We start from the raw sequence: 23,326 nt of genomic DNA on the forward strand, positions 1-23,326 counted from the left end.
TTATGAGCGACGAGAACCGCAATCCGGCCGACCAGCCCGACATGGCGGCGCAGACTCCCGGCGTGGAGGATGGCGCACCGGCGGCAGCGGACGACCTCGCCGCCCAGTTCGCGGCCGAAAAGGAGCGGCTGGAGGCAGAGATCGCCACGCTCAAGGACAAGTTCCTGCGCGCCTTCGCGGAGGCCGACAATGTGCGCCGCCGCGCCGAGCGCGAGGTGGCCGACGCCAAGGTCTACGGCATCACCGGCTTCGCCCGCGACATCCTGACCGTCGCCGACGATTTCGAGCGGGCGCTGGGCGCTATCGACGCCGAGGCCCGCGAGAAGGCCGAAGGCACGCTGAAGACGCTGCTCGACGGCATCGACCTCACCGGCCGGGCGCTGACGCAGACGCTCGGCAAGCACGGCGTCTCGCGCATCGAGGCGGAAGGCACGAAGTTCGACCCGAACCAGCACCAGGCGATGTTCGAGGTGCCCAATGCCGAGGTGCCCTCCGGCACCGTCGTGCAGGTCATCCAGCCCGGCTACAAGCTCGGCGAGCGCGTGCTGCGCCCGGCTCTGGTCGGCGTCTCGAAGGGCGGACCGAAGGCCGCGCCGGCCGAGACCACCGGCACCGAGGGCTGACGGCCGGTCCCGAAGCGACGAAGCCCCGAAATGACGAGGCCCCGGAACGACGAGGCCCCTCTGCGGGGCCTCGTGATCCTCAGCGCATCTCGATGCTGTCGCGCAGAGCGCGCATGGCGCTGAAATCGGCGTCGAAATTCTCCGCCGGTGCCACCCCGACCATGCGCAGATAGCCGGAACGCCCGAAGCGCAGCCATTGCGCCACCTTGACCGGCTTGCCGTTCTTCATGTCGAGCGCGCTGGCGATCACCTCGAAGCCGGGCTGGCCGCCGATGCGCAGCGGACCGCCGCGATCCACCCGCAGCTCCTTGATGCCGGGAACGCTGGCGATCGCCCGCTTGGCGACGGCCTCGCGCTCGTCCTCGCGGATCTCACCCGGGCCGGCCGCGACGATGAAGAAGGACTGGCTGTCCGGATCCGGCTCCCCCTTCTCGCTCTTGGTCAGCAGCACAGCGCTGGTGCCGAGCACCTTCAGGACGCTGTAGCTCTTGAGGTCGCCGAGTTTGAAGGGCAGGCGGGCGAGCAGCTCCTGCGTGCTCGGCGGGGCGCGGAACACCACGGTCTTGAGCGACTGTTCGACCGCCTTGTCCGAATAGGTGGCAGAGGCGGCCTCCGGGAACTGCACCGTCACCATGCCGGTCTGTTCCTTGCCGCCAGCGACCAGGATCCACTTCTTCAGCGCGACGGCGCCGACCGTCTGGTAGCCCTTGAGCAGCAGGGCCTTCACGCCGTCGGCGAGCTCGACGTCGCGGCGCTCCTCGACCGTCACGCCCTGCTTCTGCAGCTCTTCCGGCGCGAAATGGGTGGCGATCTCCTGGAAGGCCGGCTTCGGCATTTCGAGAATGAGGATCGACGCCTTGGCGGCGCGGTCCTGGAAGCCCGGCACGCCCGGAATTTCGCTCATCCCCTGCAGCGGAACCAGGCCGATCGTGCCCTCATTGGGAAAAACGACTTGCGCGGAAACGGGAAGTCCGAGGGCTAGAAGGGAAATAATGGCGGCGGCGGCAACACGAAAAACAAGGCGCATTCGCAATCCTTCACGTTCAGGGAGCCGGAACTTCGCCTTTTCTGCGGGCTCAACAAGGCGGAATTTCGCTCGCCTCGCCACGATGCACCCGCCGTAACGTCAGATTGATGCGACCGGGCTGCTTCAGCAAGGTCGAGCTGTCGGGCAGAATGCGATCAATGCCGTGGAAGGCGAGGCGCGAGGGGCCGGAGAGCAGCAGCGCGTCGCCCGAGGCGAGGCGGATCGAGCGCGTGGGATCGCTGCGCGCGGTGCCGCCGATGCGGAACAGCGCCGTGTCGCCGAGCGAGAGCGAGAGCACCGGCGCGGCGAACTCCTCCTCGTCGCGGTCCTGGTGCAGCCCCATGCGGGCGCCCGGCGCGTACCAGTTGATCAGGCAGGCCTGCGGCCTCAGCACGGTGCCGGCGAGTTCGTCCCAGGCGGCCAGCAGCACAGCCGGCATGGGCGGCCAGGGCTCGCCAGTCTCAGGATGGGTCGGCTGGTAGCGATAGCCGGCCTGGTCCGACACCCAGCCGAGCGGCCCGCAATTGGACATCCGCACCGAGAACGGCTTGCCGGTGCGCGGCATGCGCGGGGCAAAGAGCGGCGCACGCACCAGCAGCTGCCGCAGCTCGTCGGCCAGCGCCTCCTGCCCCGCCCGGTCGAGCCAGCCGGGCCAGTACAGGCAGCCGGGCACGATTTCGACGGGCAAGGTCATGCTTTCATCCGTCATCCCGGCCGGTGCGAAGCGGAGAGTCGGGATCGTTCTCCGCCGTGAACGCGATCCCGGATGCGGCCCGCGGCCGCTCCGCAATGACGCCCGATCCCTTTCACAGCTTCCTCAGCGACACCACCTCGACCTCATGGTCGCCACCCTTGCGCAGGATCAGGTCGGCGCGCTGGCGGGTTGGCAGGATGTTCTCGCGCAGGTTCAGCAGGTTGATCGAGTGCCAGATCGAACGGGCGGTGGCGTCCGCCTCCGCGTCGGTCAGGCTCGAATAGCGATGGAAATAGGCCTTCGGGTCGCGGAAGGCGGTCTCGCGCAGCTGCATGAAGCGCTCGACATACCAGCGCTCCAGGATCGTCTCGTCGGCGTCGATGTAGATCTTGAAGTCGAAGAAGTCGGAGACGAAGGGAATGCCCTTGCCGTCCTTGGGCGGGCGGCTGGTCTGCAGCACGTTCAGCCCCTCGACGATGAGGATGTCCGGCTGGTCGACCTCGACCGTGGCGTTAGGCGTCACGTCGTAGTTGAAATGGCTGTAGACCGGCGCCCGCGCCGGCCGGCGGCCGGCCTTGATGTCGGTGAGGAAATGCAGCAGCGCCGGCAGGTCGTAGCTTTCCGGGAAGCCCTTGCGCCCCATCAGCCCTTCCTGCTCCAGCACGGCATTGGGCAGCAGGAAGCCGTCAGTGGTGACGAGGGCGACCTTCGGCGTGTTCGGCCAGCGCGCCAGCAGCGCCTGCAGCACGCGCGCCGTGGTGGACTTGCCCACCGCCACCGAGCCGGCGACGCCGATGATGTAGGGCATCTTGCCGTTCTGCTCGGGGCCGAGGAATTTCTGCATCTGCCGGAACAGCTTCTGCGTCGCCCCGACATAGATCGACAGCAGCCGCGACAGTGGCAGGTAGATCTCCTCGATCTCCCGCATCGACAGCCGGTCGTTGAGACCCTGCAAGCGCTGGATCTCCTCCGATTGCAGCGGCTGGGGCGTGTCGGCACGCAGCGCCGCCCATTCGGCGCGGCTGAAATTGCGGAAGGGCGACAGCCCCGCTCCGTCGAGCTTCAGATCCATGGCAGCGTTTCCCGGCTCGCCTGGACATTGGAAGCGCCAAGCGTTGGTCGACCGTATACCACTTTGTAACGCGGAGTGATACGGCACCGCCGGCGGGCGCCGGTCGGGGCGATCGCGGCTCCCTCAGCCTTTCGGGCGGGAAGCCTTCTCCTCGATGCCGGACTGGCCCGTCCGACGACCCAGTTCCGCATAGACGTCTTCCAGGGAAACGCCGCGCGCCTGAAGCAGCACGACCAGATGGTAGAGAAGATCGGCGGTCTCCGATATGACGGCTTTGGTATCGGTGCCGACGGCGGCGAGCGCGGTCTCGACCGCTTCCTCGCCCAGCTTCTGGGCGCATTTGGCGACGCCCTTGGCGATGAGTGTGCGCGTGTAGGACGCTTCGCCCTCGCCGGCCGCACGACGGGCGACGACGGCGGCGAGGTCGTCGAGATCGACCCGCGCGGGGCCGGACGGCATGTGCTCAGCCATGGGGTTTCCTCAGACGTCGCCGCCGCCGAGACGGACCGGAAGCCCGGCCTCGGCGAGGCGCTGCTTGGCGGCACCGATGGTGAAGGTGCCGAAATGAAAGATCGAGGCCGCCAGCACCGCCGAGGCGCCGCCCTCGCGGATGCCGTCGACCAGATGGTCCAGCGTGCCCACGCCCCCCGAGGCGATGACCGGCACCTTCACGGCGTCGGAAATCGCCCGGGTGAGCTTGAGGTCGAAGCCCTCTCCGGTGCCGTCGCGGTCCATCGAGGTGAGCAGGATCTCGCCGGCGCCGAGCGCCACGACTTCCCGGGCATATTCCACCGCGTCGATGCCGGTGCGGTTGCGCCCGCCATGGGTGAAGATCTCCCAGCGGTCGGGCTCGCCCTCGCCGGAGACCTTCTTGGCGTCGATGGCGACGACGATGCACTGCTCGCCGAATTTCTCGGCGGCCTCGCGCACGAAGTCGCGGCGGTTCACCGCCGCCGTGTTGATCGACACCTTGTCGGCGCCGGCATTGAGCAGGGCGCGGATATCCTCCACCGTGCGCACGCCGCCACCGACGGTGAGCGGCATGAAGCACTGCTCGGCGGTGCGGCTGACCACGTCGATCAGCGTGCTGCGCGCCTCGACGCTGGCGGTGATGTCGAGGAAGCACAATTCGTCGGCGCCGGCGGCGTCATAGGCCTTGGCCGCCTCGACCGGATCGCCGGCATCGCGCAGGTCGACGAACTTCACGCCCTTGACGACCCGGCCGTCCTTGACGTCGAGGCAGGGGATGACGCGAACCTTGAGCATGGAATCCCCACGAGCGGATGCGTTTTTCATGCCGGCAGCCCGGCGACCAGCGCCAGCGCCGCGCGGGGATCCAGTCGCCCATCATAGAGCGCGCGGCCGGTGATGGCGCCTTCAAGCTTTGCCGCGCGCGGCTCCAGCAGCGCCTTCACATCGTCGAGCGAGGCGAGCCCGCCGGAGGCGATGACGGGAATCGAAATCGCCTCGGCCAGCGCGATGGTGGCGTCGAGATTGAGGCCCTTGAGCAGGCCGTCGCGGGCGATGTCGGTGTAGATGATGGCGGAAACGCCGGCATCCTCGAAGCGCTGCGCCAGTTCCAGCGCGGTGAGGTCGGAGGTTTCCGCCCAGCCTTCCACCGCCACGCGCCCGTCCTTGGCGTCGAGCCCGACCGCCACGCGGCCGGGGAAGCGGCGCGCCGCCTCCTTCACGAAGGCCGGGTCGCGCACCGCCGCGGTGCCGAGGATGACGCGGGTGATGCCCTTCTCCAGCCAGTCCTCGACGCGGGCGAGGTCGCGTATGCCGCCGCCGAGCTGCACCGGCATGCCGACCGCCTCGAGAATGCGCTCCACCGCAGCAGCGTTCACCGGCTGGCCGGCGAAGGCGCCGTCGAGATCGACGATGTGGAGATAACGGAAGCCCTGCGCCTCGAACTGCGCGGCCTGCTGGGCGGGGTCGTGGTTGAAGATGGTGGCGCGCGCCATGTCGCCCTGCTGCAGGCGCACGCACTTGCCTTCCTTGAGATCGATGGCGGGAAAGAGGATCACGGCGTCCATTTCAGGAAATTGGCGAGCAGGGCGAGGCCGAGGCGCTGGCTCTTCTCAGGATGAAACTGCGTTCCGGCGATGTTGTCGCGGCCGACCGCCGCGGTGATGGACCCGCCATAGGAGGTCGTTGCGATCACATCGTCCGGCCGCGCGGCGTTGAGATGATAGGAATGGACGAAATAGGCGTCGAGCCCGCCCTCGCCGGTGGGAATGCCGTCGAGGATCGGATGCGGGCGCGCCATGTCCAGCGAATTCCAGCCCATATGCGGGATCTTCAGCGCCGGGTCGGTCGGCTCGATCTTGACCACGTCGCCCTCGATCCAGCCCAGCCCCTGTGTCACGCCATGCTCCAGCCCGCGCGTCGCCATGAGCTGCAGGCCGACGCAGATGCCGAGGAACGGCCGGCCACGCGCCATCACCACCTCGGTGAGCGCCTCGACCATGCCGGGAATGGCGTCGAGGCCGCGCCGGCAATCGGCATAGGCGCCCACCCCCGGCAGCACGATGCGGTCGGCGTTGCGCACGACCTCGGGATCGGCCGTCACCAGCACCGTCCGGTTGGTGCCGGATTCGCGCGCGGCGCGCTCCAGCGCCTTGCCGGCCGAATGCAGATTGCCGGAGCCGTAATCGATCAGGGCGACGGGCGCGGGCGGGATCATCGGCTGGCCTCCGGAAACAGGCCCAGCACGGTGGATTCCACCCGCCGGGCCGGAGCATGCACACGCGCCGCGCCGGGAGCGGGCAGCGGCAGGACCGGAGCCGACGTGCCGGCGAGGCGGGCATCGAAATAGCGCTGTTCGGCGGCCTCGAGCGTCGGGGCAACCACGCAGCCGGCCTCCTCGAAGCCGCGCAGCGCGAGCCTGGCGTGGCGCAGCCCCGGCAGCTGCACCGCGACGGCGACATTCGCCACCAGCAGCAGCGCGAAGGCTGTCGAATCGAGATCGAGCGCATGGATGGCGGCGAACAGCCCGCCCTGGACGACCAGATAGGCGATCAGCGCCAGCCAGAGCCCGTGGCGCAGCAGCACCAGCGGCGCCAGCACCAGCGCGCTCCACGACATGCGCTCGGGAACGAAGACGAAGCCGTCGGCCCATCGAAGGGTCGTGCGTGCCTCATCCACCTCGCCGGGCTCGAAGACCGTCCAGACCGCCATGCGAAATCCTCAGCCGTCCGTGCTCAGCCGCCCAGGCTGCCCTTGGTGGAGGGGATTTCCCCCACTGCTGCCGGATCAATGGCGACTGCCGCGCGCAGGGCGCGGGCGAGCCCCTTGAAGCAGCTCTCCGCTATATGGTGGGCGTTCACGCCGTACAGCGTCTCGACATGCAGCGTCAGCCCGGCATTGATCGCGAAGGCCTGGAAGAACTCGCGCACCAGCTCGGTGTCGAATTCGCCGATCTTCGCCGCAGGGAACTCGGTGCGGAAGACGAGGAAGGGGCGGCCGGAAATGTCGAGCGCGACGCGGGTCAGCGTCTCGTCCATCGGCATTGCCAGGCTGGCATAGCGGGTGACGCCGCGCATGTCGCCCAGCGCGGCCTTCACCGCCTGGCCGAGCGCGATGCCGACATCCTCCACCGTGTGGTGGAAATCGATGTGCAGGTCGCCCTTCGCCTCGATCTCCATGTCGATGCGCGAATGGCGGGCCAGAAGGTCCAGCATGTGGTCGAAAAAGCCGACCCCGGTCGCGATCGTCGCCTTCCCCGTGCCGTCGAGATCGACGGAGAGGCGGATCTGCGTTTCCTTGGTGGCGCGGGTGATGCTGGCCGTGCGCATGGCGAGAGGCTCCCGAAAGAGCGCGCGTCTTAGCAGCTAAAGTGTTGCGATGCCATATGCGCGCCGCAACGCCAGGCTTGAGGGCACGCGCGAGTTGCGCTGACGCCGCGACGGCTTAAGTAAGGGCTCTCGACCGGAGCCCCGAATGAAGCACTCCCCCGACACGATCTACGGCACCACCATCGTCTCCGTCCGCGCGGGCGGGCGCGTCGCCATCGGCGGCGACGGGCAGGTGACGCTCGGCAACACGGTGATGAAGTCGAACGCCCGCAAGGTGCGCCGGCTCGGCAAGGGCGACGTGATCGGCGGTTTCGCCGGCGCCACCGCCGACGCCTTCACCCTGTTCGAGCGGCTGGAAGCCAAGCTGGAGCAGTATCCCGGCCAGTTGCAGCGCGCCGCGGTCGAGCTCGCCAAGGACTGGCGCACCGACCGCTATCTGCGCCGGCTGGAAGCGATGATGATCGTCGCCGACGCCAATGTGACGCTGGTGCTGACCGGCACCGGCGACGTGCTGGAGCCGGAGAACGGCATCGCCGCCATCGGCTCGGGCGGCGGCTATGCGCTGGCGGCCGCCCGCGCGCTCGCCGACAGCGGGCAGGACGCCGAGGCGATCGTGCGCAAGAGCCTGTCCATCGCCGCCGACATCTGCATCTACACCAACCAGAACGTGGTGGTGGAAACCATCGGGTGACGCATCGGCCCGTCGTTCCGGACACCAAGGGTGATCCGGGACCGTTTCAGGTTCCGCCCGTCTCGTCTTACGATCCCGGCTCTCCGCCCTGTGGGTTCCGGCCGGGATGACGGCTCCAATCAGAAGACCGGATTCATGACCAGTTTCTCGCCCCGTGAAATCGTCTCCGAGCTCGACCGCCACATCGTCGGCCAGCACAAGGCCAAACGCGCCGTCGCCATCGCCCTGCGCAACCGCTGGCGGCGCCAGCAGCTCGTGGGGCCGCTGCGCGAAGAGGTTCTGCCCAAGAACATCCTGATGATCGGGCCGACCGGCGTCGGCAAGACGGAAATCTCCCGCCGCCTCGCCAAGCTCGCCGGCGCGCCCTTCCTCAAGGTCGAGGCGACCAAGTTCACCGAGGTCGGCTATGTCGGGCGCGACGTCGAACAGATCGTGCGCGATCTCGTCGAGGTCGGCATCGGCCTGATGCGCGACGTGCGGCGCCAGGGCGTCGAGGCCAAGGCGCATCTGGCCGCCGAGGAGCGGGTGCTGGACGCGCTCGTCGGCACCACCGCCTCCCCCGGCACGCGCGAGAGCTTCCGCAAGAAGCTGCGCGACGGGCTGATGGACGACAAGGAGATCGAGATCGAGGTCTCGACCGGTGGCGGGCAGGGCATGCCGATGTTCGAGATTCCCGGCATGCCGGGCGCGCAGATGGGCGCCATCTCCATCGGCGACATGCTCGGCAAGGCCTTTGGCGGACGCACCAAGCCGCGCCGCGTCAGCGTGAAGGACGCCCACCCGCTGCTTCTTTCGGAGGAAGCCGACAAGCTGATCGACCAGGACGCCATCGTGCAGGACGCGATCCGCGCGGTGGAGGAGAACGGCATCGTCTTCCTCGACGAGATCGACAAGATCGCCGGTAGCGACCGGCGCGGCGGGGCGGATGTCTCCCGCGAGGGCGTGCAGCGCGACCTGCTGCCGCTGATCGAGGGCACCACGGTCTCCACCAAGCACGGGCCGGTGAAGACCGACCACATCCTGTTCATCGCGTCGGGCGCCTTCCACGTCTCCAAGCCCTCGGACCTGCTGCCCGAGCTGCAGGGCCGCCTGCCGATCCGCGTCGAGCTGGAGCCGCTGACCCGCGAAGATTTCACCCGCATCCTCACCGAGACCGAGGCCAGCCTCGTCAAGCAGGCGGTGGCGCTGATGGGGACCGAGGGCGTCGAGCTCTCCATCACCGACGACGCCGTCGGGGCCATCGCCGATGTCGCCGTGCAGGTCAACGCCAGCGTCGAGAACATCGGCGCGCGTCGCCTGCAGACGGTGATCGAACGGGTGCTGGACGACCTGTCCTTCACCGCGCCGGACCGCGGCGGCGAGAAGATCGTGGTGGATGGCGACTATGTGCGCGAGCGGGTCGCCGACCTTGCCGGCAACACCGATCTCAGCCGCTACATCCTTTGAGTCGGCTCCGGAACGATCCTGCCGGCGAGCGGGCGCGCCCCACGTTTCACGTGAAACCTCCGCCACCGAGCTGCGTCCTGATGGCGAACGCGTCGGCGACGCGACGTCCTCCCTCTCCCCGGCGGGGAGAGGGTCGGGGTGAGGGGTCTTCGACGCTCGGCACGCGTGCCGCGCAGAAATACCGGACTATCCCGGCCGGCCGAGGATCTTGAGCCGGCCGAGCAGCTCGGCCACCGCCTCGGGCGGCAGGGTGGCGATCTCGCGGGCGAGCAGGTTGGCGAGTTCAGTCGCCTCCGGCGCCAGGCCCGACGTATCCACCACCACGCGCGGGTCGGAGATGTCGGCCAGCATGCGCAGGGCCTCCGCCTCGTCCCAGATCACGTTGAAATAGGCCATGATGCGCTGGAGCATCAGCCAGGTCGGCTGGCCGCGCTTGCCGTGCTCCAGCGCCGAGAGATAGGCGGCGGACACACCGATCTGCTCGGCCATTTGCGAGAGCGTCACGCCGCGTTCGGCGCGCATCTCGCGCATGCGGCGCCCAAACGGCGTCATGACGAGCCACCCCTGAGCCGCCGCACCCGCACATAGAGCGCGCCTTCCCCGCCATGGCCGCGGCCGGCGGTCTCGAAGCCGACCACGATGGAGCGCATCTCCGGCGCGCCGAGCCATTGCGGCACCAGCCGGCGCAGCACGCCGCGCCCGCCCTCGCCGGCGAAGCCCGTGCCGTCGCCCTTTCCGGTGATGACGAGGACGAGCGCATGACCCGATCCCTGCGCGCCTCGGAGGAAGGCGATCAGCCTTCCATGCGCCGCCGCCTGCGTCATGCCGTGCAGGTCGAGCCGGGCATCGACCTCGGCGCCGCGCGACAGGCGCCGGCGCAGCTTGGGTTCGAGCGGCGCGAGCGGCGGCGGCCCGGGCGGGCGCTTGGGTGCCGCGGGCGCGGGCAGGGGTGTGGCGCGTGCGGGCCTGGGCTTGCCGGCGGTAGCGGTCATGTCGGTTTCGGGCGTCGCCTCGGCCGGCGTGTCGGCCTTCGGCGGCGCCACGCGCGGCAGGGGACGCATCGGCTGGATCGAGCGGATCACATGCTCCCACAGCGCCTTTTCCTCCGCATGGAGCGAGCGCCGGCGCCGCGAACGCCCGCTTCCACCGCCGTCGCCCGGCATCACGGCGTCTCCGAGACGGCGGGCACGACGGCCGGCCGGGGCTTGGGCCGGGGCTTGGGCAGCGGCACGGAGCGGCGCGCGGGGTCGAGCGCGCGCGGCAGCAGGATCACGAAGCTGGCGGGATGCTGGATGCGCCCGGCAATGGTGCCCGCCTGCGCGCCGGCGCCGAAGAAGATGTCGGCGCGCGCCGGGCCGACGATCGCCGAGCCGGTGTCCTGCGCGATCATCAGCCGCTCGAACGGCTCGACCGCGCCATCCGCGCCGGTCGGCAGCTCGGCGTCGATGAAGAAGGGCGTGCCGTAGACATGGATCGCCTTGTCGACCGCGATGGAACGGCCGGCGGCGAGCGGCAGGCCCTGCGCGCCGACGGCGCCGTCCTCGCCCTTCAGCTCGTGCGCGACGCGGAAGAAGATGTAGGATTTGTTCTGCCGCATCAGGTCGTGCCCTTCCTCGGGATGGGCGGTGATATAGGCGCGGATGGCGTCCATGGACATCTTCTCGCGCGGCACCAGCCCGCGCTCGATGAGCAGACGGCCGATCGGCGTGTAGGGCTGGCCGTTATGGCCGTCATAGTTCAGCCGCAGCACCTCGCCGTCCGGCAGCCGCACGCGCACCGAGCCCTGTATATGGGCGAAGAAGGCGTCGGCCGGGTCGCGGATCCAGGCGACCTCCAGCCCCTTGTCCTTCAGCGCGCCGTCCTCGATGGCGGCGCGGTCGTGATAGGGCAGGAGGCGGCCGTCGACCTTGCGGAAGGCCTGCCCCTTGTTGGCGGGTGGGCCGTCCTTGGGCGGCGCCTCGATGACGAGGTCCGGCGGGCGGCGGTAGAGCGGCGTGGCGAAATCGCCCGAAGCGTTCCGCGAGCCCTCGACCTCCGGCTCGTAATAGCCGGTGAGGAAGCCCTCCGGCCGGTCGAGGGCGGTGATGCGGAAGGGGCGGAACTCCTTCTCGAAGAAGGCCCGCGCCGCCTTGTCGTCCACGCGCTTCGGCAGCCGCCCGGCGCGGGCGCATACGGCCCTGAGCGCGGTGAAGACCGGGCGCGGCGGCGTGACGAGGTCGGGCTTGCGGGCGATGCGGGTGCAGCTGCGGCGAAAGGCGGCGAAGGCGGCGGCATGGTCGTCACCGGCCCAGCCGGGCAGGGCGTCGAAACGCGTCGGCTCCAGGGCGGCCTGCGGAAAGAGCGGCTGCGGCGCGGCGCCGGCCGCCAGCGCGGCGCCTGCCGAGGCAAAGGGCCACGGCAGAGCCGTCCCGCCGGGCGGCAGGGTTCCTGTCAGGAAACAGGAGGCGGCAAGGATGACGAGATGGGTGCGCACCTCGTCATAATCTCACGAAGCCGCTTCGGTGGCGACCAGCTTCCAGTTGGGATCGCGGGCGCCCAGCTCACGGGAGAAGGTCCACACATCGGTGACGTCCGCGACCTGCTCGGGATCGCCGTCGATCACCGCACCATTCTTGTCGCGGGTGACCGAAATGAGCTGCGACTGGAAACGCACGGTGACATGCGCCGTGCGCGCCTTCGCGCTGGCCTCGATGATCTCGGCCTTGTCGACGCCGACGAACTGCGTCTCCATCTTCTCACCGCGCTGCTCGCGCTCGCCGATGGCGGCGGAGAAGCCGTCGAGCACGTCCCGCGCCAGCAGGTCCTTCAGCGAGGCGCGGTCACCATTGGCGAAGGCGGTGACGATCATCTCATAGGCGGCGCGGGCGCCGGTGAGGAAATGCTGCGCGTCGAAGCCGCGCTCCTGCGCGGCGATCGCGTCGAGTCCGTTGGCCACTGCCGAACCGACCTCCGCCACGCCCGCCCAGCGGGCCGGCGCCGGTTCCTGCCCGTCCGCGTCGGCCGACTCGACCGGCTCGGGCACGGGAGCCTGCTCAGCCGAGCTGCCGGGAAAGTTCACCACCTTGTCGGAGGCGCCGGCCGGTGCCTTGGCCGCATCGCGGCGCGAATAGGGGTCGTAAGGCGGCCGCTCGCGCCCGGTACGCTGACCCAGCACGCTGCGCAGCCGTATGAAGATGAATACGGCGAGGGCCAGGAAGATGATCGTATAAATATCGAACACGTCGCAGTTCGCCGTTTTCTGCTGCCGCCGGAACCATTGTCCGGCACGGATTGACTCTCATGTGGTGCATGCGCGGTCCATTCCAAGCCGGAACGGTCCAGGCACCCGCCATGACCTATTTACGACGTCTGGCCGATTTCGCCACCCCGTCTCTGCCGCAGGGTCATCACTTCGGGAGGAATGGCGCACCGGCCAGCATCGCCGGCGAACAGTAGAGCAAGCCGCCGCGCCCACCAAGCCGCTCCCGCGAGACCTTGTGGAACCGCCATCCGGCAACCCCGCGCTTGTGACCCGCGATCAACCGTGTTAGCGACACCCGCCCATTTCCAAGACCGTCTGAGGCGGGAAAACCGACCCAGCGGCACCATCGCCGGAGCCCCCATGCGGCATCTCCGGTGGACCCCACGGAGATCCTCATGGCCGAAACCGATAACGCCCAGATGCCGACGCTGCAGGTTCTGACGCAGTACACGAAAGACCTGTCCTTCGAGAATCCGGGCGCGCCGGAATCGCTGGTGGTCAAGGGCCAGCCGCAGATCGGCATCCAGATCAACGTCAATGCCCGTCCGATGGGTGAAGGCGCGGAGTACGAGGTCGAGCTGAAGGTCGAGGCGAAGGCCGAGCTGAACGGCAAGACGCTGTTCGCGCTCGAGCTGGTCTATGCCGGCATCTTCCGCGCCCACAACGTGGCGCAGGAGACCATTCACCCCTTCGTCCTGATCGAATGCCCGCGCATGCTGTTCCCGTTCGCGCGCCAGATCGTCGCCGACACCGTGCGCAATGGCGGCTTCCCGCCGCTGATGATCGACCCGGTCGATTTCGTCACGCTCTATCGCCAGCGCATGGCGCAGCAGCAGCCGAGCAACGTTCTCGCCTCCTGAGCCCGCGCCGCGCTCGCGCGGCGTCGACGGCTCACATGACGATGCGGCCGGAAGCCTCAGCTCCCGGCCGTGTATTCCTTCCAGATCGCGTTTTCGCCCAGCGTGGCGACGAAAGCCTCATGAGCGGCGGTCTCCGCCGCGTCGCCGCGCGGCGGCAGCGGGCGCGGACGCTCGAGAGGGACGGCGACCTCGCCCTCCGCAAGCGCGGCCGTCGCCTCGACCGTCGTGAGGATGAGCGCCGTCTGCTTGCCCCCGCACAATTCGGCATAGACATCCGCCAGCAGCTCGGAATCCAGCAGCGCCCCGTGCTTGGTGCGGCGCGAGCTGTCGATGCCGTAGCGCGCCATGAGGTCGTCGAGACGATTCGACGCACCCGGATGGCGGCGGCGGGCGAGGCTCAGCGTGTCCACCACCCGGTCGAAGGTGAGCGCGGGCCGTCCGACCCTGGCCAGTTCCGCATTGATGAAGCCGATATCGAACGACGCGTTGTGAATCACCAGCGGGTCCTGGCCGATGAAGGCGAGGAACTCTTCCACCACATGCGCGAAGAGCGGCTTGTCGGACAGGAACTCGCTCGACAGGCCATGGACGTTGAACGCCTCCACCGGCATGTCGCGCTCGGGGTTGAGATAGACGTGATAGACTTGGCCCGTCGGGATGCGGTTGAGGATTTCGACGCAACCGATCTCCACCAGCCGGTCGCCGGTGAGCGGATTGAGGCCGGTGGTCTCGGTATCGAGGACGATCTCACGCATTCCGGTCTCCTTCGGCATCGCCGATCTTCTCGCGCAGTGCGCGCAACAGCGCGGCGACCTCGGCGCGGGCACGGTCGAGCCCATGGCCGGTATCGATCACATGGTCGGCACGGCGGCGCTTCTCGCTGTCGGGCAGCTGCCGGGCCAGGATCGCCGCGAATTTCGCTTTCGTCATCCCGGGGCGGGCCAGAACCCGCGCCCGCTGCACAGATTCCGGCGCGGTGACGACGACGACCGCGTCGACCCGGTCCTGCGTCCCGTTCTCGAACAGCAGCGGAATGTCGAGAACGGCGATCGGCGCGCCCGCCTCGGCGGCACGCCGGAGGAACGCCGCCTCGCGCGCCCGCACCAGCGGATGCACGATGGCTTCCAGCCGCTTCATCGCCGCGTCGTCGCCGAGCACCCGTGCGCCGAGCAGGACACGGTCGATGCGCCCGCCGACGGCAACGCCGGGAAAGGCCGCCTCGACCGGCGCGACGCCCTCTTCGCCATAGAGCGCATGCACCGCCGCATCGGCATCATGCACCGGCACGCCGAACTCGCGGAAGATGCCGGCGGTGGTGGACTTGCCCATGCCGATCGAGCCGGTCAGGCCGAGGCGGAAGGGCAGGGCGCCGGTCACGCGAGCTGGCCCCTGGCCGCGAGATCGGCGATGACCAGCGCGCGCAGCTCCGCCGTCACCTCGGGGCGCACGCCGAACCAGCGCTCGAAGCCGGGCACCGCCTGGTGCAGCAGCATGCCGAGCCCGTCGACGGTGGCGAGGCCGCGCGCCTTCGCGGCCTTCAGCAAGGGCGTCTCCAGCGGCACATAGACGATGTCGGTCACCAGTGCGTCCGGCGACAGGGCGGCAAGGTCGATGTCGAGCGGCGGCTGACCCTTCATGCCGAGCGAGGTGGTGTTGACCAGCAGGCGGCAGCCATTCAGCCGGCCGGGCAGGTCGCGCCAGTCCACCGGCAGCACATGCGGGCCGAACTGGTCGCGTAATGCCTGCGCCCGCGCAAATGTCCGGTTCGCCACCACGACGCGATCGATGCCGCGGCTGAGCAGGCCGTGGACGACGGCCCGCGCGGCGCCGCCGGCGCCGAGCACGACCGCTTCGCCGAGTGCCCGCGCCCATTCCGGCTCGGCGGCGTCGAGATTGGCGAGAAAGCCGTAGACGTCGGTATTGGCGCCGCAGAGCCGATCATCCTCGAGCCACAGCGTGTTGACCGCGCCGAGCGCCGTCGCCACCGGATCGCGCTCGCGGGCCGCGCGGAAGGCCGCTTCCTTGTGCGGAACCGTGACATTGGCGCCGACGAGCCCGCTGGCGGCGAAGCCGGCGAGGAAATCCTCGATCGCCTCCGGGGCCACGTCACGCAGGCCATACGTGCCATCGATGCCATGCTGCTTCAGCCAGTAGCCATGGATCAGCGGCGAGCGCGAATGAGCGACCGGATGGCCGATGACAGCGGCATGGCGCGTGGTTTGGCGCGTCGCGGTCTGGCACGTCACAACAGGACTCCATGGCGGCGCAGGAAAGCCAGAAGCGGCAGGAGCGGCAATCCCAGTATCACCGAATGGTCGCCTTCCACACGCTCGAACAGATGGATGCCGAGCCCTTCGAGCTGGTAGCCGCCGACGCTGGAGAGCACCGCCTCTCCCGCCGCCGCGAGATAGGCGTCGAGCGTCGCCTCGTCCAGCGGCCGCATGGCGAGATCGGCGGAGGCGACGGTCTCGAACAGCACCTCTCCATCCTGCACCACGGCGACGGCGGAATGCAGCTTGTGGATGCAGCCGGAAAGCCGGGCCAGTTGCGCCTTCGCCGCCGCCCGATCAGCCGGCTTGTGGAACGCCTCGTCGCCGAGCGCGAGCGTCTGGTCCGCCCCGATCACCAGCCGTCCGGGATGGGCGAGGCTCCCCGCCAGCGCCTTGGCCCGGGCGAGCACGGCCGCGACCTGCGCCGGCGCGGCGCCGGAGGCGACGGCCTCGCTTTCGAGGCCGCGTTCGTCGACCTCGACGCTCACAGCCTCGAAGGGCAGGCGCGCGGCGTCCAGCAGGGCGCGGCGGGCCGCGCTCCGGGAGGCCAGGACGAGCGGCGCGGAACCGCGCCAGAGAGCATTTTCGGCAGACGGATCAACCACCTGTGTTCTCCAGGAGCTTGCGGCGATGCTCCTGCAGCAGGCCGATGATGGCCGCCGCCGTCTCCTCGATGGATCGGCGGGTGACGTCGATCATCGGCCAGCCATGACGCGCGCACAGCCGCCGCGAAAAGGCGATCTCCTCCGCCACCGACTGGCGGTCGGTATAGGCGTCGGCAGGCTGCGACGCGTTGAGCCCGAGAAGCCGGTTGCGACGGATCTCCACCACGCGCTCGGCGCTGGCCAGCAGACCGACGATCAGCGGGCGTTTCAATTCGTCCAGGCCCGGCGGCACGGGAAGGCCCGGCACCAGCGGAATATTGGCGGTCTTGATGCCGCGATTGGCGAGATAGATGCTGGTCGGCGTCTTGGACGAACGCGAAATGCCCAGCAGCACGACATCGGCCGCCTCCAGCCCGTCCACATGCTGCCCGTCATCGTGCATGACGGTGAAGTTCATCGCGTCGATGCGCCGGAAATAGTCGCCATCGAGCTGGTGCTGGCCACCGACGCGCGGTTCCGGCGTGCCGCCGAGATAGGCCTGGAACAGCTGCACCACCGGCGCCAGAACCGACAGCACCGGCACGCCATTGCCCCGGCAATAGGTCTTGAGACGGTTGCGCAGTTCCGGGTCGGTCAGCGTGTACAGCACGATGCCGGGATATTCGTCGATGGCCTGCACCACCTTGTCGAGCTGCTTGTGCGTGCGCACCAGCGGGTAGATGTGCTCGATCGGCTTCACGTCATATTGCGCCGCCGCCGCACGGCCGACGCTGATCAGCGTCTCGCCGGTGGAATCCGACACGAGATGGAGATGGTAGTAGCTCTCCGACGGGCGGGAGGCGTCAGTCACGCCGGTCATCCACAGGGCTGTGCATGGCGATGGAACAAGACACGCCATCGCGGTGTTCGCAAGTCCGGCCTGGGGACAGAGCGCTGTTTCCTCCACAGGACTGCCACCTGTGAGCGGAATCAAGGACGCCCTGGCGAACTGCGTGGATAATTCGTTTCACCGCGCCTAACGTTCTGTCAGGTCTCGATTTTGGAGAGGCGAGCGAAGGCTCGGCGACGGGTCAAGCTGGGGGCCGGTTGTGATCGGCGAGGAACCCGTCTAATGCCCCTACCTAAACAAATAAGACTCTCATTGAATAGAGATTAAAGAAGTATGAAAGAGCCGGGGGACAACGCGATGAGCCTGCCCATCATGCTGCAGGCACTCGACGGCCATGTGCCGAAACGCACGCCGATCTGGATGATGCGCCAGGCGGGTCGCTATCTCCCGGAATATCGCGCCGTGCGCGAGAAGGCCGGCGATTTCCTGACCCTCTGCTACACGCCCGATTATGCCGTCGAGGTGACGTTGCAGCCGATCCGGCGCTTCGGCTTCGAGGCGGCGATCCTGTTCTCCGATATCCTGGTCGTCCCGCATGCGCTGGGCTGCCCGCTGACCTTCGAGGCGGGTGAGGGGCCGCGCCTCGTGCCGGTGACGAATGGCGCCGAGCTTGCCGCGCTGCGCAGCGAGCTCGATCCCTCGAAGATCGGCCGCGTTCTGGAGGCGGTGTCGCGCATTCGTGCCGAGCTGCCCGTCGAGACGGCGCTGCTCGGTTTCTGCGGCGCGCCATGGACGGTAGCGACCTATATGGTGGCTGGACGCGGCACGCCGGACCAGGCGCCGGCGCGGCTCGCCTCGCTGACCGATCCCGGCTTCTTCGCGGCGCTGATCGACCGGCTGGTCGAGACCTCCTCGCGCTATCTGGTGGGCCAGCTGAAGGCCGGCGCCGATGCCGTGCAGATCTTCGACAGCTGGGCGGGCGTGCTCGATCCGGAAGGCTTCCGCCGCTGGAGCATCGATCCGATCCGGCGGATCGTCGCGCAGGTGCGGGCGGAGGTACCGGGTGCGCGCATCATCGCCTTTCCGAAAGGGGCGACGCTGTCGGGCCTTACCGAATTGGTGCAGGCCACCGGCGTCAACGGCGTGGGGCTCGACTGGACGGCCGACAGGAGCGCCACGCGCTACGCGCTGGGGGCGAAATGCGCCTTGCAGGGCAATCTCGATCCATTGACCCTCATCGCCGGGGGGCGGGCGCTCGACACGGCCATCGACGCGCTGATGCAGGATTTCCACGGCGCCGCGCATGTCTTCAATCTCGGCCATGGAATCCGGCCCGAGACGCCGATCGCTCATGTCGAGCGGATGATTGCGCGCGTCCGGGGCGGCTGAGGCAGCGGAAAGGCGGGGTTCGCCATGCTCTATGAGTGGATCAAGGCGCTGCACGTCATGGCCATCATCTCGTGGATGGCCGCGTTGCTCTATATGCCGCGGCTGATGGTCTATCATTGCGCCGCGCCGGTGGGCTCGCCGCAATCGGAAACGTTCAAGGTCATGGAGCGGCGTCTGCTGAACGCCATCTCCCGACCGGCCATGGTGGTGAGCTGGCTGGCAGGGCTCTACCTCGCCTGGGACGGCGGCTGGTACCTCTCGGGCTGGTTTCACGTGAAACTGGCACTGGTTCTGGCGCTGTCGGCGGCACAGGATTTTCAGGGCCGCTGGGTCAGGGACTTCGCCGCCGACCGCAACACGCGTCCGGCCCGTTTCTACCGCATTGCCAACGAGGTACCGACGCTGCTGATGATCGGCATCGTCATCATGGTCATCGTAAAGCCGTTTTGATCGGATCAAAGCTTGGCAAGGCAGGCTTGCGTCGAATCGTGGCTTTGCCTATGTTGCGCCTACTTCCACCAAGCTGGCTGACGCTCCGCTTTGGCGGGCATCTTCCCCGATGCCGTCCGGTGTGTCGGACACGAGGCCGATTTCTGTCGGCCGGGTCCGCAGACCAGCGCTTCCCACCCTTTGCAGTCCCGGCGGGTTTCATTGGCTTGGCCGGGCCACTCCATTACCGATATCGAGGCCTTTTCCCATGGGGGAAATGAAGCTCCAGGACCTCAAGTCCAAGAATCCGGCCGAACTTCTCGTGTTCGCCGAGGAACTTGAGGTCGAGAACGCCAGCACGCTGCGCAAGCAGGAGCTGATGTTCGCTATTCTCAAGCAGCTCGCCGGACGCGACACCGACATCATCGGTGAAGGCGTCGTCGAGATCCTCTCCGACGGTTTCGGCTTCCTGCGCTCGCCGGATGCCAATTATCTGCCCGGTCCCGACGACATCTACGTCTCGCCCAGCCAGATACGCCGCTTCGGGCTACGCACCGGAGACACGGTCGAAGGACAGATCCGCTCACCGAAGGACGGCGAGCGCTACTTCGCCCTGCTCAAGGTCAACACGATCAATTTCGAGGATCCGGACAAGATCCGGCACAAGATCAACTTCGACAATCTGACCCCGCTCTATCCCGACGAGCGGCTCAAGCTCGAGATCGAAGACCCGACCCGGAAGGATTTCTCCGCCCGCGTCATCGACATCGTGGCGCCGATCGGCAAGGGCCAGCGTGGCCTGATCGTGGCGCCGCCGCGCACCGGCAAGACGGTGCTGCTGCAGAACATCGCGCAGTCCATCACCACCAACCATCCCGAGTGCTACCTCATCGTGCTGCTCATCGACGAGCGGCCGGAGGAAGTCACCGACATGCAGCGCTCGGTGAAAGGCGAGGTGGTCTCCTCCACCTTCGACGAGCCGGCCCAGCGCCATGTGCAGGTCGCGGAGATGGTGATCGAGAAGGCCAAGCGCCTGGTCGAGCACAAGCGCGACGTCGTCATCCTCTTGGATTCGATCACCCGACTGGGACGCGCCTACAACACCGTCGTGCCATCCTCGGGCAAGGTGCTGACCGGCGGTGTCGATGCCAACGCCCTGCAGCGCCCCAAGCGCTTCTTCGGCGCCGCGCGCAACATCGAGGAAGGCGGCTCGCTCACCATCATCGCGACCGCGCTCATCGAGACCGGCTCGCGCATGGACGAGGTGATCTTCGAAGAATTCAAGGGCACCGGCAATTCCGAGGTCATCCTCGACCGCAAGGTCTCCGACAAGCGCGTCTTCCCGGCGATCGACATCACCCGCTCGGGCACCCGCAAGGAAGAGCTGCTTGTGCCGGCCGACGTTTTGAAGAAGATGTACGTCCTGCGGCGCATCCTCAACCCGATGGGCACGGTCGATGCGATCGAGTTCTTGGTCGACAAGCTGCGCCAGACCAAGACGAACGGCGACTTCTTCGATTCGATGAACACCTGACGAAGCGCCGCGGGGGGCGGACATGAGAGCAGGCCGGATCTTCCAGCTTTCACTGATGTCGTTTCCCGTGGCGTTGTTTCTCGCGGTGCCGGTTCATGCCGGCATCGCCGAGCGCGAGCCACCGACAGCTGAGCTTTGGCTCTTCGTGATCGGCATCGCCGCGCTGAGCTGGGTGATGGCCTGCCGGCGCTGGTGGCTGCCGCTTGCCGTCTGGCTTCCCACGGCGCTTTTCGTCGCCAGCCTCGTCGCCGACTTCGCCGATCCCATCATCGGGCCGGCGGTGCGCGAGGAACTGGGCCTGACCTATATTTTCCAGGCCGACCTTGCCGGCGCGCTGATGCTGGTCGTGCCGCTGATGTTCGCGAACATCCGCTTCAGCCGGAAGGATTGAAGCCTCGTCACGATGTGACGAATGGTCTCGAATCGCTCTTTGCGAAAACGCGATCTGATCGTCGACATTTATGGGCCTGATGGGCAATTTCGCCCATTTGTGCTTGTTTCGTTCCCGGAATGATGACCCTCAGAGATGACTCAGGACGGGCGTTTGCCCGCTCCTCCGATCCATCCATCGCAGAACGGGACTTTCCGCCTGGTGGGCATTTCTGTTGAAATGCGGGGCCTCGCCGATTTTCGCCCACAACTTATCCACAGGCTTGTCCCCTATCGATCGCAAGGGGTGCGCCGGTGCCTTTGGTCTCACCGAACCCTAGTCAGCTGAAGCGCCGCGCACGGCATCGGCAAGTCGATTCGCTTCCGTAATGGGAAGCGAGCAGACGGAGCCGCTGCACAGGAAGGCGGCGGCGCCCTGGACGCTGGCTGCCTTGGCTCGGGCGGGATGATCGGCCGGCAGCGTGGCGGGGTCAGTGACATGCTGCAGCACGATGTCGACGCGCGGCAGGCGCCGGGCGACGTCGAGCAGCCCTTCGGCCTCGACACCTGATCCGACGACGACGATCTCCGGCGCCCGCAGGCGGGTGTCGAGCGCGTTGAGCAGACCGGCATGGCTGTAGAGGCTGGGCGCGGCGCGCGGGAGCAGTCCGTCGAACAGCTGGTCTGCCCGCTGACGAAAAGTCTCGTCGCCGGTCAGCGTGGCGAGCCGCACGAGATTGCGGGCGATCAGCGCATTCGGGTTGGTGACGGCGTCGTCCGCCGTCGCGTCGGGGCGTAGGATCAGCCCTTCGGCGTCGTCGGCGGTGAGGTAGTAGCCGCCATCCTCCGCGGCGTGGTGGGTCTCCAGCTGGCGCTGCCAGGCGATGGCGTGATCGAGATAGAGGGCCTCTCCGGTGGCCTGATGCAGGGCCAGGGCACCGCCGATCATCGCGGCATGGTCGGAGGAGAGGCCGGGGAAGACCAGTCGTCCCTCGCGCCAGCTATGGCCGAGGCGTCCGTCCCGCACCATCGATTCGGCAATGAAACGGAAGGCGCAGACGGCCAGCTCGATCCATTCCGGCCGGCCGAAGCGGTGCGCGGTGTTGGCGAGCGCCGCGATCATCAGTCCGTTCCAGTCGGCCAGCACCTTGTCGTCGCGGCCGGGCGGCACGCGCGTGGAGCGCACGGCGAGCAGCTTGTCGCGCAGCATGGCGAGGCGGGCTTCGTCGGCGCCGGAGCGCTCGACTTCCTTCAGTCGATTCGGGATCGAAACGCCTTCCCAATTGCCGAACGGGACGATGTCGTAATGGCGCGCAAAGAATTCGGCGTCCTGCGCGCCGAGGGCGTCGAGCAGCTGCTTCAGCGTCCAGACGTAATAGCGCCCCTCATGTCCTTCGGAATCGGCGTCGAGGCTGGCGGCGAAGGCACCGCCATCCGTCAGCATCTCGCGCCGCAGCCAGCCGACGGTCTCCTCGGCGCGGGCGCGGAACAGATCCGCCAGCGTCTCGCTATAGGCCAGACCGAGCAGGTCGAGGATCTGCGCATTGTCGTAGAGCATCTTCTCGAAATGCGGCACCAGCCAGCGGTCGTCGACCGAATAGCGGGAATAGCCGCCGCCGATATGGTCGTAGATGCCGCCCTCGCTCATGCCGTCCAGCGCATGCAGCGCGGCGTCGCGGAAGCGCTGGCGGCCGGTGCGCTCCCAGGCGCGCCAGAGCAGTTCGAGGAAAGGCGTGTTGGGGAATTTCGGCGACCCCTGCAGCCCACCATGGACGGTGTCCATGATGCCGAGAATGCGGCCGCCGACATCGTCGAGTTCGCTGGTGCCGATCGTCACCTTGCCGGTTGGGCGGGCCTTCTGGCGCAGGCGGTCGAGCAGGGCGACGCGGTTGGCGGCGATGCGCGGATCGCCGGAGGCGAAGGCATTGGCCATCGTTTTCAGCACGTCGATAAAGGCGGGCTGGCCGTATTTCGCCTCCCGAGGGAAATAGGTGCCGCCCCAGAAGGGGGCGCCGTCCGGGTCGAGGAACATGGTCATCGGCCAGCCGCCCTGGACGCCGAGCTGCTGCAGCGCCGCCATGTAGATCTGATCGACCTCGGGCCGCTCCTCGCGATCGACCTTGATGTTCACGAACAGCTCGTTCATCACGGCAGCCGTCGCCTCGTCCTCGAAGCTCTCATGCGCCATGACGTGGCACCAGTGACAGGCGGCGTAGCCGATGGACAGCAGGATCGGCCGGCCGGTTCGGCGGGCCTCCTCGAAGGCCTCGGGCTGCCACTGCCACCAGTCGACCGGGTTGTCCTTATGCTGGAGAAGATAGGGACTGGCGGCGTCGCGGAGGCGATTGGACGCGGGACGGCTCGATTGGGGGCGGTTCGACAAGGGGCCTCTCCGGGGAAGAGCGTCGGGAGCAGGGTGAGGACCGCGAGGCGGTTCGACTCAACAGATA

Annotated in this window: 27 protein-coding genes; 8 read left to right on the forward strand and 19 right to left on the reverse strand. The window is 68.0% G+C overall.

The window, feature by feature from the left end; translation table 11 throughout:
• Window positions 1-2: 2 nt before the first annotated feature.
• On the forward strand, window positions 3-623 hold the full coding sequence (grpE, locus tag AC1PZ7_RS02965; protein WP_482358031.1) for a nucleotide exchange factor GrpE: 621 nt from the start codon (window positions 3-5) through the stop codon (window positions 621-623).
• A 79-nt stretch (window positions 624-702) separates the two neighbouring features.
• On the opposite strand, the gene AC1PZ7_RS02970 is transcribed toward grpE, so the two are convergent.
• The 9 genes from AC1PZ7_RS02970 to hisB all read right to left on the reverse strand — a co-directional run bounded on the left by AC1PZ7_RS02970 (window position 703) and on the right by hisB (window position 7,213).
• Window positions 703-1,527: a hypothetical protein gene (locus AC1PZ7_RS02970; RefSeq protein WP_482358032.1), complete on the reverse strand. Its 825-nt coding sequence runs from the start codon at window positions 1,525-1,527 to the stop codon at window positions 703-705.
• Window positions 1,528-1,699: 172 nt separating this feature from the next.
• Window positions 1,700-2,344: an alpha-ketoglutarate-dependent dioxygenase AlkB family protein gene (locus tag AC1PZ7_RS02975; protein ID WP_482358033.1), complete on the reverse strand. Its 645-nt coding sequence runs from the start codon at window positions 2,342-2,344 to the stop codon at window positions 1,700-1,702.
• A 112-nt stretch (window positions 2,345-2,456) separates the two neighbouring features.
• Window positions 2,457-3,416: a type I pantothenate kinase gene (coaA, locus tag AC1PZ7_RS02980; RefSeq protein WP_482358034.1), complete on the reverse strand. Its 960-nt coding sequence runs from the start codon at window positions 3,414-3,416 to the stop codon at window positions 2,457-2,459.
• 123 nt (window positions 3,417-3,539) lie between these two features.
• Complete coding sequence (locus tag AC1PZ7_RS02985; RefSeq protein ID WP_482358035.1) at window positions 3,540-3,887, reverse strand: phosphoribosyl-ATP diphosphatase; 348 nt, start codon at window positions 3,885-3,887, stop codon at window positions 3,540-3,542.
• Between the two features lie 9 nt (window positions 3,888-3,896).
• Entirely contained in the window at window positions 3,897-4,682 is a 786-nt protein-coding gene (hisF, locus tag AC1PZ7_RS02990; RefSeq protein WP_482358036.1) for an imidazole glycerol phosphate synthase subunit HisF, read from the reverse strand.
• A 26-nt stretch (window positions 4,683-4,708) separates the two neighbouring features.
• The gene (gene hisA, locus AC1PZ7_RS02995; RefSeq protein WP_482358037.1) at window positions 4,709-5,443 is read right to left on the reverse strand and encodes a 1-(5-phosphoribosyl)-5-[(5-phosphoribosylamino)methylideneamino]imidazole-4-carboxamide isomerase; all 735 of its coding nucleotides are present in this window, start codon (window positions 5,441-5,443) and stop codon (window positions 4,709-4,711) included.
• Window positions 5,440-6,102, reverse strand: coding sequence for an imidazole glycerol phosphate synthase subunit HisH (hisH, locus tag AC1PZ7_RS03000; RefSeq protein WP_482358038.1), 663 nt, complete (start codon window positions 6,100-6,102; stop codon window positions 5,440-5,442). Before hisH ends, hisA begins: the two co-directional genes overlap by 4 nt.
• A complete protein-coding gene (locus tag AC1PZ7_RS03005) occupies window positions 6,099-6,596 on the reverse strand; it encodes a DUF2628 domain-containing protein (RefSeq protein ID WP_482358039.1) in 498 nt (165 codons plus the stop codon). The genes hisH and AC1PZ7_RS03005 overlap by 4 nt, the downstream gene beginning before the upstream one ends.
• Window positions 6,597-6,619: 23 nt before the next feature.
• Complete coding sequence (gene hisB, locus AC1PZ7_RS03010) at window positions 6,620-7,213, reverse strand: imidazoleglycerol-phosphate dehydratase HisB (protein ID WP_482358040.1); 594 nt, start codon at window positions 7,211-7,213, stop codon at window positions 6,620-6,622.
• 145 nt (window positions 7,214-7,358) lie between these two features.
• On the opposite strand from hisB, the gene hslV reads away from it, so the two are divergent.
• Both hslV and hslU read left to right on the forward strand, forming a co-directional pair.
• Window positions 7,359-7,904, forward strand: coding sequence for an ATP-dependent protease subunit HslV (gene hslV, locus AC1PZ7_RS03015; RefSeq protein ID WP_482358041.1), 546 nt, complete (start codon window positions 7,359-7,361; stop codon window positions 7,902-7,904).
• Between the two features lie 135 nt (window positions 7,905-8,039).
• Window positions 8,040-9,350, forward strand: coding sequence for an ATP-dependent protease ATPase subunit HslU (gene hslU, locus AC1PZ7_RS03020; RefSeq protein ID WP_482358042.1), 1,311 nt, complete (start codon window positions 8,040-8,042; stop codon window positions 9,348-9,350).
• A gap of 186 nt (window positions 9,351-9,536) precedes the next feature.
• On the opposite strand, the gene AC1PZ7_RS03025 is transcribed toward hslU, so the two are convergent.
• From AC1PZ7_RS03025 to AC1PZ7_RS03040, 4 genes are read right to left on the reverse strand one after another with little or no spacing between them, the layout of a single operon-like run.
• Window positions 9,537-9,902 carry a helix-turn-helix domain-containing protein gene (locus tag AC1PZ7_RS03025; RefSeq protein WP_482358043.1) on the reverse strand — a complete coding sequence of 122 codons (366 nt, stop codon included), beginning with the start codon at window positions 9,900-9,902 and terminating at the stop codon, window positions 9,537-9,539.
• Window positions 9,899-10,513, reverse strand: a complete 615-nt coding sequence (locus tag AC1PZ7_RS03030; RefSeq protein ID WP_482358044.1) for a Smr/MutS family protein — start codon at window positions 10,511-10,513, stop codon at window positions 9,899-9,901. The genes AC1PZ7_RS03025 and AC1PZ7_RS03030 overlap by 4 nt, the downstream gene beginning before the upstream one ends.
• A complete protein-coding gene (gene mltA, locus AC1PZ7_RS03035) occupies window positions 10,513-11,823 on the reverse strand; it encodes a murein transglycosylase A (protein WP_482358045.1) in 1,311 nt (436 codons plus the stop codon). Before mltA ends, AC1PZ7_RS03030 begins: the two co-directional genes overlap by 1 nt.
• 12 nt (window positions 11,824-11,835) lie before the next feature.
• Window positions 11,836-12,570, reverse strand: a complete 735-nt coding sequence (locus AC1PZ7_RS03040; protein ID WP_482358046.1) for a Tim44/TimA family putative adaptor protein — start codon at window positions 12,568-12,570, stop codon at window positions 11,836-11,838.
• Between the two features lie 416 nt (window positions 12,571-12,986).
• Here AC1PZ7_RS03040 and secB point away from each other — a divergent pair, with 416 nt between their 5' ends.
• Window positions 12,987-13,451 carry a protein-export chaperone SecB gene (secB, locus tag AC1PZ7_RS03045; RefSeq protein WP_482358047.1) on the forward strand — a complete coding sequence of 155 codons (465 nt, stop codon included), beginning with the start codon at window positions 12,987-12,989 and terminating at the stop codon, window positions 13,449-13,451.
• 56 nt (window positions 13,452-13,507) lie between these two features.
• Here secB and dnaQ read toward each other — a convergent pair whose 3' ends face one another.
• Genes dnaQ through AC1PZ7_RS03070 form a run of 5 tightly spaced genes read right to left on the reverse strand, consistent with a single transcriptional unit; the run spans window position 13,508 to window position 17,185 of the window.
• Window positions 13,508-14,206 carry a DNA polymerase III subunit epsilon gene (dnaQ, locus tag AC1PZ7_RS03050; RefSeq protein ID WP_482358048.1) on the reverse strand — a complete coding sequence of 233 codons (699 nt, stop codon included), beginning with the start codon at window positions 14,204-14,206 and terminating at the stop codon, window positions 13,508-13,510.
• Window positions 14,199-14,828, reverse strand: a complete 630-nt coding sequence (coaE, locus tag AC1PZ7_RS03055) for a dephospho-CoA kinase (protein ID WP_482358049.1) — start codon at window positions 14,826-14,828, stop codon at window positions 14,199-14,201. The genes dnaQ and coaE overlap by 8 nt, the downstream gene beginning before the upstream one ends.
• On the reverse strand, window positions 14,825-15,697 hold the full coding sequence (locus AC1PZ7_RS03060; protein ID WP_482358050.1) for a shikimate dehydrogenase: 873 nt from the start codon (window positions 15,695-15,697) through the stop codon (window positions 14,825-14,827). The genes coaE and AC1PZ7_RS03060 overlap by 4 nt, the downstream gene beginning before the upstream one ends.
• Window positions 15,694-16,326, reverse strand: coding sequence for a Maf family protein (locus AC1PZ7_RS03065; RefSeq protein WP_482358051.1), 633 nt, complete (start codon window positions 16,324-16,326; stop codon window positions 15,694-15,696). Before AC1PZ7_RS03065 ends, AC1PZ7_RS03060 begins: the two co-directional genes overlap by 4 nt.
• Window positions 16,319-17,185, reverse strand: a complete 867-nt coding sequence (locus AC1PZ7_RS03070) for a pyruvate, water dikinase regulatory protein (RefSeq protein ID WP_482358052.1) — start codon at window positions 17,183-17,185, stop codon at window positions 16,319-16,321. Before AC1PZ7_RS03070 ends, AC1PZ7_RS03065 begins: the two co-directional genes overlap by 8 nt.
• Window positions 17,186-17,512: 327 nt before the next feature.
• Between AC1PZ7_RS03070 and hemE the strand changes: the two genes are divergently transcribed.
• The 4 genes from hemE to AC1PZ7_RS03090 all read left to right on the forward strand — a co-directional run bounded on the left by hemE (window position 17,513) and on the right by AC1PZ7_RS03090 (window position 20,898).
• Window positions 17,513-18,544 (forward strand): uroporphyrinogen decarboxylase, encoded by a 1,032-nt coding sequence (gene hemE / locus AC1PZ7_RS03075; RefSeq protein WP_482358053.1) that lies wholly within the window; start codon window positions 17,513-17,515, stop codon window positions 18,542-18,544.
• A gap of 24 nt (window positions 18,545-18,568) precedes the next feature.
• On the forward strand, window positions 18,569-18,994 hold the full coding sequence (gene hemJ / locus AC1PZ7_RS03080; protein WP_482358054.1) for a protoporphyrinogen oxidase HemJ: 426 nt from the start codon (window positions 18,569-18,571) through the stop codon (window positions 18,992-18,994).
• A 247-nt stretch (window positions 18,995-19,241) separates the two neighbouring features.
• Window positions 19,242-20,507, forward strand: a complete 1,266-nt coding sequence (gene rho / locus AC1PZ7_RS03085; RefSeq protein ID WP_482358055.1) for a transcription termination factor Rho — start codon at window positions 19,242-19,244, stop codon at window positions 20,505-20,507.
• A gap of 22 nt (window positions 20,508-20,529) precedes the next feature.
• Window positions 20,530-20,898 (forward strand): hypothetical protein, encoded by a 369-nt coding sequence (locus tag AC1PZ7_RS03090; RefSeq protein WP_482358056.1) that lies wholly within the window; start codon window positions 20,530-20,532, stop codon window positions 20,896-20,898.
• Between the two features lie 315 nt (window positions 20,899-21,213).
• Here AC1PZ7_RS03090 and AC1PZ7_RS03095 read toward each other — a convergent pair whose 3' ends face one another.
• The gene (locus AC1PZ7_RS03095; RefSeq protein WP_482358057.1) at window positions 21,214-23,259 is read right to left on the reverse strand and encodes a thioredoxin domain-containing protein; all 2,046 of its coding nucleotides are present in this window, start codon (window positions 23,257-23,259) and stop codon (window positions 21,214-21,216) included.
• Window positions 23,260-23,326: the final 67 nt, after the last annotated feature.

This window comes from Ancylobacter sp. TW_SC_1 (assembly GCF_056836805.1).